The sequence below is a fragment of the Bacillus cereus group sp. BfR-BA-01347 genome, assembly GCF_022663835.1.
GTDB classification, from domain to species: Bacteria; Bacillota; Bacilli; order Bacillales; family Bacillaceae_G; genus Bacillus_A; species Bacillus_A thuringiensis_K.
Genome location: NZ_JAKUGG010000053.1, coordinates 1 through 10,557 on the forward strand (window position 1 = coordinate 1; position 10,557 = coordinate 10,557).

Genomic DNA, 10,557 nt, shown 5'->3' on the forward strand with positions numbered 1-10,557 from the left:
GAACACGGAAGTTAAGCTCTCTAGCGCCGATGGTAGTTGGGACCTTGTCCCTGTGAGAGTAGGACGTCGCCAAGCAACTAAAAACACAAGTCATTTGACTTGTGTTTTTTTGTATTGTTAAAAAGAATAGGAAAGAAGTAATGGTAATACAAACACGTTGCCCAAGAGTTAATCATATTATATAAAAGATGGGTGTATATTTTTCTGTAAATTGTTAAGGATTAGAAGTATAAAATAGGTTCACTTAAATAGGGAGGGAAGGTTATGAAATTACAAAGTGAAGTTTGTATTGTTTGTGAGACAAAAAGAAAAGAAGGTATATATGTTTATAATAATTTAATATGCTATGAATGTGAAAAGGATATGGTGAATACAGAGACAGATGATCCGAAATATATACATTATTTAAAGCAGCTTCGAAAATTAGAAGTATCATATTTTTAAATAGGCATATGCCTATTATTTTTTTTGTTCTGTATAATAGATAGAGAATGAATAATAAGGAAGAGATGTAGATGAATCAAAATCGTTTGCCTTTATATGAGGCGTTAATAGAGTTTAAAGAAAGAGGGCCGTTATCCTTTCATGTTCCAGGTCATAAGAATGGTTTAAACTTCCCTCAGGAGGCAATAAGAGAGTTTAAAGATATTCTATCTATTGATGTAACTGAGTTAGCAGGACTAGATGATTTGCATAGTCCGTTTGAATGTATAGATGAGGCACAACAATTATTGGCTGAAGTTTATAATACAAAGAGGAGCTATTTTTTAATTAATGGTTCAACAGTCGGGAACTTAGCAATGATTTTGTCTTGTTGCGGGGAACATGATATTGTTCTTGTGCAAAGAAATTGCCATAAATCAATTATTAATGCTTTAAAACTTGCGGGAGCAAATCCCATTTTTTTAGATCCATGGATTGATGAAGCTTATAACGTACCGGTGGGAGTTCGTAACGAAATTATTAAGAAAGCAATTGAAAAGTATCCAAATGCGAAAGCACTCATTTTAACGCATCCTAATTATTATGGTATGGGTATGGATCTAGAGGCAAGCATCGCTTTTGCACATGCACATAAAATCCCTGTTTTGGTAGATGAGGCACATGGGGCACATCTGTGCTTGGGAGAACCATTCCCCAAGTCAGCATTAACATATGGTGCAGATATTGTAGTTCATTCTGCACATAAAACATTACCCGCAATGACAATGGGTTCCTATTTACATATAAATAGTCACTTAGTAGACGAAGAGAAGGTTACTACTTATTTAAGTATGCTACAATCTAGTAGTCCATCGTATCCAATTATGGCTTCCTTGGATATAGCACGCTTTACAATGGCGCGTATAAAAGAAGAAGGTCACATTGAAATTGTTGAGTTTTTACGAAGATTTAAGGAACAATTACGTTCTATTCCCCAAATCGCCATTTTAGAATATCCGTTGCAAGATGAGTTAAAGGTCACCGTACAAACTCGTTGTCAGTTATCAGGGTACGAATTACAGTCTGTATTTGAAAAGGTCGGTATATATACAGAGATGGCTGATCCGTACAATGTCCTATTTATTTTACCCTTACAAGTAAATGAGGGATATATGAAGGTTATAGAGATGATCCGAGTAGCATTGCAACATTATGAGGTGAAAGACAAGAGGGAATCTATTCGTTATACTTATAAAGGTGAATTCTCTCTTTTACCGTATACGTATAAACAACTAGACGGATATGAAACAAAGATAGTATCTATAGAAGAGGCTGTTGGAATGATAGCGGCGGAAATGGTGATTCCGTATCCACCTGGAATTCCATTGATTATGTATGGAGAGAGAATTACTTCAGAGCATAAAGAGCAAATTATGTATTTAGAGAGAGCAGGAGCTCGTTTTCAAGGGAATACGAAATATATGAAAGTGTATGATATAGAAAGTAGGTTTTAGGATGAAGGGATTATTTGTAACAATTGAGGGCCCAGAAGGTTCAGGTAAAACAACGTTAATTAAAAGCTTATTGCCATATTTTGAACAAAAAGCACAAAAGGTAATGGCGACAAGGGAACCAGGCGGTATTGCAATTTCTGAGGACATTAGGACGATTTTACATAAACAAGAATATACGATGATGGAAGCACGTACAGAAGCGCTTCTTTATGCTGCTGCGCGCAGACAACATTTAGTAGAAAAAGTTATGCCAGCACTTAATGAGAACTACCTCGTGTTATGTGATCGTTTTATAGATAGCTCTTTAGCATACCAAGGCTATGCAAGAGGATTGGGTATGGATAAGGTATTTGAAATAAATCGTTTCGCAACAGAGGACTGTATGCCTAGTTTAACAATTTATCTAGACATTGAGCCTGAGGTTGGTTTGGCTCGGATTGAAAAAGATGCAGGACGTGAAGTAAATCGACTAGATATGGAAGATATCTCTTTCCATAAACGTGTGCGCGAAGGGTATTTACAAGTTGTAGAACGTTTCTCGGATCGTATTGTATTGGTAAATGCTGATCAGCCGATGGAAAAACTTATAGAAGAAGTTGTTCAGCTTATAGAAGATAAATTGTTATAATAGAAGGAAAGAATGAAATAAGTGAGGTATGCATTATGACGAAGACGTGGGAGCAGCTTTCTGCTATACAACCCATCGGTGTAAAAATGTTGATGAATAGCATTGCAAAAGAGCGTATATCCCACGCTTACTTGTTAGAGGGAGGGAAAGGGACAGGAAAGTTTGCGACAGCAATTCAAATGGCAAAGAGTTTCCTCTGTTCTGAGCGAAATGGGGTAGAGCCCTGCCATGTATGTACAAACTGTAAGCGAATTGATTCAGGTAACCACCCTAACTTACATATTGTAAAACCAGACGGATTATCTATTAAGAAGCAGCAAATTCATGATTTACAAGAAGAGTTTTCAAAAACAGGATTAGAAGCAAATAAAAAATTATATATTATTGAGCATGCAGATCGTATGACAGCAAATGCGGCAAATACACTTTTGAAATTTTTAGAAGAACCAAGTAGTGATACAACTGCTATTTTACTCACTGAACAAAGTCATCAAATTTTAAATACGATTTTATCTCGTTGCCAAGTTGTTACGTTTAGACCGTTACCTACGGAATCTTTAATTAGAAGATTACAGGATGAAGGGATTACAGCATCTTTATCGACACTTGCTGCTCAACTTACAAATAGTTTTGATGAAGCTTTAGCTTTATGTAGTGATGAATGGTTTGCACAAGCACGAGCTTTAGTGATAAAATTATGTGAAGCGCTCGAAAAAGATAAAACCTCTATTTTTTTTGTACAAGAAAAATGGGGAAAACACTTTGGAGAGAAAGAACAATTACAGCAAGGTTTAGATATGTTACTCCTTATTTATAAGGATTTATTATATGTTCAATTTGGAGAAGAAGATCGTCTTGTTTTTCATGAGCAGAAAGAGATGTTTGAATCGTTTTCCTATGCTCAGAAGCGCATTGTATCAGCTCTCTTTAATATATTAGAGGCAAAAAATAGAATCAACGCTAATGTAAATGCGCAGCTTGTGTTCGAACAGTTAGTGTTGCGGTTGCAGGAGGGATGACCGTTTTGTATGATGTAGTAGGTGTTCGCTTTAAGAAGGCCGGGAAGGTATATTACTTTGATCCAAATCAGTTCGATATCTCTGAAAATGAGTTTGTCATTGTAGAAACGGTAAGAGGTATTGAATACGGAAAAGTAGTTATTACCAAAAAACAAGTTGATGAAAACGACGTTGTATTACCGCTAAAAAAGGTTATTCGTATTGCAAATGAAAATGATCGTACCATTGTTGAAGAGAACAAACATGCTGCCAAAGAAGCATATCAAGTCTGTCAACAAAAGGTAGTAGAGCATAATCTTGATATGAAACTTGTAGATGTAGAGTATACATTCGATCGTAATAAGATTATTTTCTATTTTACTGCGGATGGTCGGATCGATTTCCGCGAACTAGTGAAGGACTTAGCCGCAATTTTTAGAACAAGAATTGAACTAAGACAAATTGGTGTTCGTGATGAAGCGAAGATGCTAGGTGGTATTGGTCCATGTGGTCGTATGCTTTGTTGTTCTACTTTTTTAGGGGATTTTGAACCTGTATCCATTAAAATGGCAAAGGATCAAAATTTATCATTAAATCCTGCAAAAATCTCTGGTTTATGTGGTCGCTTAATGTGTTGCTTAAAATATGAGAATGATGAATATGAGGCAGCAAAGGAACAACTTCCTGATTTAGATCAACGTATACAAACCCCGCATGGTACTGGCCGTGTTATCGGATTAAATATTTTAGAAAGATTAATTCAAGTGGAATTAGTAGACAAGGAACGGATAGTAGAATATACGTTAGATGAGTTAGTAAATAAAGGGGTCGTTTCGAGTCAAACCACAGATTAATGAGGTGGGTGCTTGTGGAGAAAAAAGATATTTTTGAATCGGTTTCTAGTATGGAAGAGCAAATTGGACATTTATACAAACAGTTGGGAGAGTTAAAACAGCATCTTGCAGAGTTGTTGGAAGAAAACCAGCATATAAAAATGGAAAATAACAATTTGCGACACCGTTTTGAAGAAGTGCAGAATAAAGAAAAACAAAAAACTCAAAAACGTAAAGAAGTGAAGCCGAAAACAGATATTGGTGAAGGCTATGACAATTTAGCGAGACTGTATCAAGAAGGTTTTCATATTTGCAATCTACATTATGGAAGTGTACGTAAAGAGGGAGATTGTTTATTCTGTCTGTCATTCTTAAATAAAAAGTGAAATTACCTTTCCAATTATAATTGGAAAGGTAATTTTTTATACATGAAATAGGGTAGGTTAAGGGTAAGAAAAGGAGCAGTATATGAATTTATATGAAGATGAACGTTTAGATTACTTATTAGCACAAGACATGAAGATTATACAAAGCCCATCAGTATTTAATTTTTCTTTAGATGCCGTTTTACTTGCAGATTTTGCATGGATACCAATTCAAAAGGGGAATTTACTTGATTTGTGTACAGGTAACGCGGTTGTTCCCCTTCTATTAAGTACAAGAACAAAAGGAAATATTACTGGTGTGGAAATTCAAGAACGCTTATATGATATGGGAGTAAGAAGTGTTCAATACAATGGGTTGGAAGAAAGAATTCACCTCATACATGGAGATTTGAAAGATATGCCAGAGAAACTTGGGCATCATCAATATGATGTTGTTACATGTAATCCACCATATTTTCAAACACCTCAAACTTCAGAGAAAAATATGAATGAACATTTAGCGATAGCTCGTCATGAAATTATGTGTACATTAGAAGATGTTGTATCTGCAAGTAGTCAGTTAGTAAAACAAGGTGGGAAAGTAGCGTTTGTACATCGTCCAGGGCGATTACTAGACATTGTCACATTAATGCGTAAATATAAAATTGAACCAAAGCGTGTGCAATTTGTTTATCCTAAGGTTGGAAAAGAAGCAAATACATTGTTAATTGAAGGAATTAAGGATGGAAATGCAGATTTAAAAATTTTACCACCTCTCGTTGTATATGAGAACAATAACGAATATACAAAGGAGCTACGTTCAATTTTATATGGAGAAGAATAAGCATTTTTTTTATGTGGTAGAGTGCTCTGATGGAAGTTATTATGCTGGATATACAAACCATATAGAAAAGAGAATTCAGACTCATAATAGCGGCAAAGGAGCTAGGTATACACGCGCCAGGCTTCCTGTCGTTTTAAAATATGTAGAGACCCACAATGATAAGCGTACAGCTATGCAAGCGGAGTATTACTTTAAGCAATTAACGAGAAAACAAAAAGAGGCATATATGCAAAAAGGAGAACGCTATGTGGCAACAAAAAAGCTTTCAACAAAATGAAAAGGGAGTTTTATATTTAGTACCAACTCCTATTGGAAATCTAGAAGATATGACATTTCGTGCAATCCGAATTTTAAAAGAAGTTGATTTAATTGCTGCTGAAGATACGAGACAAACGAAAAAACTTTGTAATTATTTTGAAATTGAAACACCTGTCACGAGTTATCATGAGCACAATAAAGAAGTAAGTGGGAAGAAACTATTAGAGAAATTAGAGGATGGAAAGAATATAGCACTTGTTAGTGACGCTGGTATGCCGTGTATTTCTGATCCAGGTTACGATATTGTTGTTGAGGCAGTAGCTGAGCAATACCATGTAATTCCGCTTCCTGGAGCAAATGCAGCCCTTACAGCATTAATTGCATCCGGCCTTGAAACACAGCAGTTTTATTTCTATGGTTTCTTGCAGAGAAACAAAAAGGAACGGAAGATGGAGTTAGAAAAGCTTCGTTATGTACAAACTACAATGATGTTTTATGAAGCGCCTCATCGTTTAGATGATACTTTAATTTCGATGCAGGAAGTGTTGGGAAATAGAGAGATTGTATTATGTCGAGAGTTAACGAAAAAATTTGAGGAATTTATTCGAGGAACAATCGAAGAAGCAATTGAGTGGACGAAGCAAAATGAAGTACGTGGTGAGTTTTGTATTTTAGTAGCAGGTTCAACAGAAGAACCAGCTCCAGAAGAACAATGGTGGGAATCTCTTTCGGTATATGATCATATTGAACACTATATAAATGAAAAAAGTATGAATTCAAAAGAAGCGATTAAAACAGTCGCTAAAGATCGAGATTTGTCGAAAAGAGATGTATATCAAATCTATCATGTCGATAAAAAATAAGCTTCTCATAATTGAGAAGCTTATTTTGCTGTTTCGATATAATCTTGAAGTTCGTTTAAGATTTGCTCAGCGCCTTCTTTGCTTAAGATGATTTTACCTTCAGCTAAAGAAAGGTTACCGTCAGATACTTCACCAGTTACTTGGCAAGTCATGTTTGGTTTATATTTCTTTAAGATGATTTTTTCGTCATCAACATAGATTTCAAGAGCGTCCTTTTCTGCAATACCTAAAGTACGGCGTAATTCGATTGGAATTACTACACGACCTAATTCATCAACTTTACGAACAATACCAGTAGATTTCATAATTTTTTTCCTCCTAAATAAATAGTTTATAAGTTTCGAGTCTATTTTTAGATTCGTCATTTTTCGACAAAATACCCTATGGACATATGATACCAATCATTTACATTTCCGTCAATTCTTAAATTCTATATTTTTTAAAAAGATTTATAGATTTCTTATTTCTTATATATAATAGATTGAGAGGAAATTCCACAATTATTTACGATATTTTCTGAAAAAATAATAAATTTAAAGTGGAGATTGTATATTTTTTTGAAATATGAGCAATAGATGATAAAGATATTGAGCATTAAGACCTAAATTTAAAATTAGGTTGGCGTAAAGAAGATAAATTAGATTTGGGCTGCTCGTAAAAGCCTAATTAATGTGGGCTAATAATTAGTGGGGAGGAACAAAAACCCTACTGATTAAAGTTTCACTTTATATATGAGTTTTTGATATACTGTTTATAAATACATATGAGGTTATTCGGGAGGTCCAAAACAATGACAGAGGAAAATAAGTCCTTTTATATTACTACCCCAATTTATTATCCAAGTGGAAAATTACACATTGGACATGCTTATACGACAGTAGCAGGAGATGCGATGGCACGATATAAGCGTATGCAAGGTTATAATGTGCATTATTTAACAGGAACTGATGAGCATGGACAGAAGATCCAAAAGAAAGCAGAAGAGTTAAATATTACGCCACAGGCATATGTTGATAACATTGTTTCAGGAATTAAAGAGCTTTGGGAGAAGATGGAGATTTCTTATGATGATTTTATTCGTACAACTGAAGATCGTCATAAAGATGTTGTCGAAAAAATCTTTAAGCAATTAGTAGATCAAGGTGACATTTATCTTGATGAATATGAAGGTTGGTATTCTGTACAAGATGAGACGTTCTATACAGAGCATCAATTAGTAGATCCAATTATGGAAGGCGACAAAGTAGTTGGAGGAAAAAGCCCAGATAGTGGTCATGATGTAGAACTTGTTCGTGAAGAATCTTATTTCTTTAGAATGGGTAAATATGTCGACAGACTATTAAAATTCTATGAAGATAATCCACATTTCATTCAGCCGGAGTCTCGTAAAAATGAAATGATTAATAATTTTATTAAACCAGGATTAGAAGATTTAGCAGTTTCTCGTACTTCATTTGACTGGGGAGTTCGTGTTCCTGGTAACCCAAAACACGTTATTTACGTATGGGTTGACGCATTATCTAACTATATTACGGCGTTAGGTTATGGAACAGCAAATGAAGAGAAATATAAAAAATTCTGGCCTGCAGATGTGCATTTAGTTGGGAAAGAAATTGTTCGTTTCCATACAATTTATTGGCCGATAATTTTAATGGCATTAGATTTACCTCTTCCGAAGAAAGTCTTTGCTCATGGCTGGATTTTAATGAAGGATGGAAAGATGAGTAAGTCAAAAGGAAACGTAGTAGATCCAGTTACATTAATCGATCGTTACGGATTAGATGCATTACGTTATTACTTACTTCGTGAAGTTCCATTTGGATCTGATGGCGTATTCACACCAGAAGGATTTGTGGAGCGTATTAATTTCGACTTAGCAAATGACTTAGGTAATTTATTAAATCGTACAGTAGCTATGATTGATAAGTACTTTAACGGAGAAATCCCTGCATTTAAAGCAAATGTAACGGAATTTGATGAAACGTTAGTAGCGTTTGCACAAGATACTTTGAAAAAAGTAGAAGAAGCAATGGAGAATATGGAGTTCTCTGTAGCGTTAGGATCTATTTGGCAATTGGTTAGTCGTACGAATAAATATATTGATGAAACACAACCATGGGTATTAGCAAAAGATGAGAATGATCGTGAAAAGTTAGCTTCTGTAATGGCTCACTTAGCAGAAGTACTTCGTCAAACAGGTATTATGCTTATGCCATTCTTAACAGTAGCACCAAGCAAGATGTTTGCTCAGCTTGGTCTTACTGATGAAGCTCATAAATCTTGGGAAAGTCTATCTACAATTGGCTGCATTCCAGCTGGAACAAAAGTAGAAAAAGGAAACCCAATTTTCCCTCGTTTAGAAATGGAAGTGGAAGTAGAGTACATTAAAGAACAAATGAAAAGCTCTGCTCCTAAAGTAGAAGAGAAAAAAGAAGAAGAACCGAAGGCAGAAGAAATTACAATTGATGATTTCTTTAAAGTAGAATTACGCGTAGCTGAAGTACTATCTGCTGAACCTGTGAAAAAAGCAGACAAGTTGTTAAAAATTCAACTAGACTTAGGCACAGAAAAGCGTCAAGTTGTTTCTGGAATTGCAAAATTCTATTCACCGGAAGACTTAAAAGGTAAAAAGGTTATTTGTGTAACAAACTTAAAACCTGTAAAATTACGCGGTGAATTATCGCAAGGTATGATTTTAGCGGGTGAAGAGAATGGCGTATTGTCATTAGCATCAATTGACCAAAATCTACCAAATGGTACAAAAATCAAGTAATTAAGACAAGAAAAGAGATGTTTCACGTGTAACATGTGTGAAGCGTCTTTTTTCTTTTTACACTCTCTATTTTTGCATTAAGATTGTAGTATTGTTATCGTTAAGTTATTAAAGAACTTATTTTTGTAGAATAAACTTGATTTCAATATAAAAGGAGTTATGTATTATGTTGTTTGATACACATTCACATTTGAATGCAGAGCAATTCGAAGGAGATTTGCAAGAGGTTATTGCCCGAATGAAAGAAGCGGGAGTTACTTATACAGTTGTTGTTGGTTTTGATGAAGTAACGATAAAAAAGGCGATGGAATTAGCTGAAGCCTATGATTTTATTTACGCTGCGGTTGGGTGGCACCCAGTTGATGCAATCGACATGACAGAAGAACATTTAGCTTGGTTAGAAGAACTTGCTTCTCATCCTAAAGTCGTTGCACTTGGAGAAATGGGCTTAGATTATCACTGGGATAAGTCTCCAAAAGAAATACAGAAAGAAGTATTCCGTAAACAAATTGCATTAGCGAAAAAAGTAAAATTGCCGATTATTATACATAACCGCGATGCAACTCAAGATATTGTTGATATTCTAGAAGAAGAGAATGCAGCTGAAGTAGGAGGCATTATGCATTGCTTTAGCGGCAGTGTAGAGGTAGCAGAGCGATGTGTTGATATGAACTTTTTAATTTCGTTAGGTGGACCAGTTACATTTAAAAATGCTAAGAAGCCGAAAGAGGTTGCTACGGAGATTCCATTAGAGAAATTGTTAATAGAGACGGATTGTCCGTATTTAACGCCGCATCCATTTCGAGGGAAACGAAATGAACCGAGTTATGTAAAACTCGTAGCAGAAGAAATTGCGAATTTAAAAGGAATTTCTTATGAGGAAGTAGCAGAAATGACAACTAAAAATGCAAAAGTTTTATTTGGTGTTGAATAAAAAGAACGGGGGAACTGGTATTATCCCCTATAGGTAGACAGTAAAAAAAGAGTCCATCTGATATGATGGACTCAATACTGTTTTATCTGGAGGGGATTTTTTTATGGCAAGAAAAGGACAATCA

General features: G+C 35.1%; 12 protein-coding genes. 11 read left to right on the forward strand and 1 reads right to left on the reverse strand.

All coding sequences use genetic code 11. The features are described from left to right. Positions 1–264: 264 nt before the first annotated feature. The 9 genes from MR143_RS32230 (at position 265) to rsmI (ending at position 6,726) form a co-directional block, all read left to right on the forward strand. On the forward strand, positions 265–444 hold the full coding sequence (locus MR143_RS32230; protein ID WP_000776279.1) for a sigma factor G inhibitor Gin: 180 nt from the start codon (positions 265–267) through the stop codon (positions 442–444). A 71-nt stretch (positions 445–515) separates the two neighbouring features. Continuing rightward, the gene (locus tag MR143_RS32235; protein ID WP_199718286.1) at positions 516–1,937 is read left to right on the forward strand and encodes an aminotransferase class I/II-fold pyridoxal phosphate-dependent enzyme; all 1,422 of its coding nucleotides are present in this window, start codon (positions 516–518) and stop codon (positions 1,935–1,937) included. Between the two features lies 1 nt (position 1,938). Next, on the forward strand, positions 1,939–2,565 hold the full coding sequence (tmk, locus tag MR143_RS32240) for a dTMP kinase (protein ID WP_000677219.1): 627 nt from the start codon (positions 1,939–1,941) through the stop codon (positions 2,563–2,565). A 35-nt stretch (positions 2,566–2,600) separates the two neighbouring features. Further along, positions 2,601–3,584 carry a DNA polymerase III subunit delta' gene (gene holB / locus MR143_RS32245; RefSeq protein ID WP_000169562.1) on the forward strand — a complete coding sequence of 328 codons (984 nt, stop codon included), beginning with the start codon at positions 2,601–2,603 and terminating at the stop codon, positions 3,582–3,584. Between the two features lie 5 nt (positions 3,585–3,589). Further along, positions 3,590–4,417, forward strand: coding sequence for a PSP1 domain-containing protein (locus MR143_RS32250; protein WP_000272429.1), 828 nt, complete (start codon positions 3,590–3,592; stop codon positions 4,415–4,417). Between the two features lie 14 nt (positions 4,418–4,431). Next, complete coding sequence (yabA, locus tag MR143_RS32255; RefSeq protein ID WP_000412063.1) at positions 4,432–4,782, forward strand: DNA replication initiation control protein YabA; 351 nt, start codon at positions 4,432–4,434, stop codon at positions 4,780–4,782. Positions 4,783–4,864: 82 nt separating this feature from the next. After that, the gene (locus MR143_RS32260; RefSeq protein ID WP_001055352.1) at positions 4,865–5,605 is read left to right on the forward strand and encodes a tRNA1(Val) (adenine(37)-N6)-methyltransferase; all 741 of its coding nucleotides are present in this window, start codon (positions 4,865–4,867) and stop codon (positions 5,603–5,605) included. Then, entirely contained in the window at positions 5,592–5,882 is a 291-nt protein-coding gene (locus tag MR143_RS32265) for a GIY-YIG nuclease family protein (protein WP_000414352.1), read from the forward strand. The genes MR143_RS32260 and MR143_RS32265 overlap by 14 nt, the downstream gene beginning before the upstream one ends. Next, the gene (rsmI, locus tag MR143_RS32270; protein ID WP_000267817.1) at positions 5,851–6,726 is read left to right on the forward strand and encodes a 16S rRNA (cytidine(1402)-2'-O)-methyltransferase; all 876 of its coding nucleotides are present in this window, start codon (positions 5,851–5,853) and stop codon (positions 6,724–6,726) included. The genes MR143_RS32265 and rsmI overlap by 32 nt, the downstream gene beginning before the upstream one ends. Positions 6,727–6,746: 20 nt before the next feature. Here the strand turns inward: rsmI and MR143_RS32275 are convergent, their stop codons facing one another. Continuing rightward, complete coding sequence (locus MR143_RS32275; RefSeq protein ID WP_000843036.1) at positions 6,747–7,031, reverse strand: AbrB/MazE/SpoVT family DNA-binding domain-containing protein; 285 nt, start codon at positions 7,029–7,031, stop codon at positions 6,747–6,749. Positions 7,032–7,516: 485 nt separating this feature from the next. Between MR143_RS32275 and metG the strand changes: the two genes are divergently transcribed. Both metG and MR143_RS32285 read left to right on the forward strand, forming a co-directional pair. After that, positions 7,517–9,499: a methionine--tRNA ligase gene (metG, locus tag MR143_RS32280; protein ID WP_000134144.1), complete on the forward strand. Its 1,983-nt coding sequence runs from the start codon at positions 7,517–7,519 to the stop codon at positions 9,497–9,499. A 166-nt stretch (positions 9,500–9,665) separates the two neighbouring features. Then, a complete protein-coding gene (locus tag MR143_RS32285) occupies positions 9,666–10,433 on the forward strand; it encodes a TatD family hydrolase (protein ID WP_000895851.1) in 768 nt (255 codons plus the stop codon). Positions 10,434–10,557 lie beyond the last annotated feature (124 nt).

What these genes read in the sequence shown, in the direction of transcription:
- tmk (WP_000677219.1), top strand. Translation starts at nt 1,939, where the DNA reads ATGAAGGGATTATTTGTAACAATTGAGGGCCCAGAAGGTTCAGGTAAA.
- MR143_RS32260 (WP_001055352.1), top strand. Translation starts at nt 4,865, where the DNA reads ATGAATTTATATGAAGATGAACGTTTAGATTACTTATTAGCACAAGAC.
- MR143_RS32285 (WP_000895851.1), top strand. Translation starts at nt 9,666, where the DNA reads ATGTTGTTTGATACACATTCACATTTGAATGCAGAGCAATTCGAAGGA.
- holB (WP_000169562.1), top strand. Translation starts at nt 2,601, where the DNA reads ATGACGAAGACGTGGGAGCAGCTTTCTGCTATACAACCCATCGGTGTA.
- MR143_RS32265 (WP_000414352.1), top strand. Translation starts at nt 5,592, where the DNA reads ATGGAGAAGAATAAGCATTTTTTTTATGTGGTAGAGTGCTCTGATGGA.
- metG (WP_000134144.1), top strand. Translation starts at nt 7,517, where the DNA reads ATGACAGAGGAAAATAAGTCCTTTTATATTACTACCCCAATTTATTAT.
- MR143_RS32235 (WP_199718286.1), top strand. Translation starts at nt 516, where the DNA reads ATGAATCAAAATCGTTTGCCTTTATATGAGGCGTTAATAGAGTTTAAA.
- MR143_RS32230 (WP_000776279.1), top strand. Translation starts at nt 265, where the DNA reads ATGAAATTACAAAGTGAAGTTTGTATTGTTTGTGAGACAAAAAGAAAA.
- MR143_RS32275 (WP_000843036.1), bottom strand. Translation starts at nt 7,031, where the DNA reads ATGAAATCTACTGGTATTGTTCGTAAAGTTGATGAATTAGGTCGTGTA.
- rsmI (WP_000267817.1), top strand. Translation starts at nt 5,851, where the DNA reads ATGTGGCAACAAAAAAGCTTTCAACAAAATGAAAAGGGAGTTTTATAT.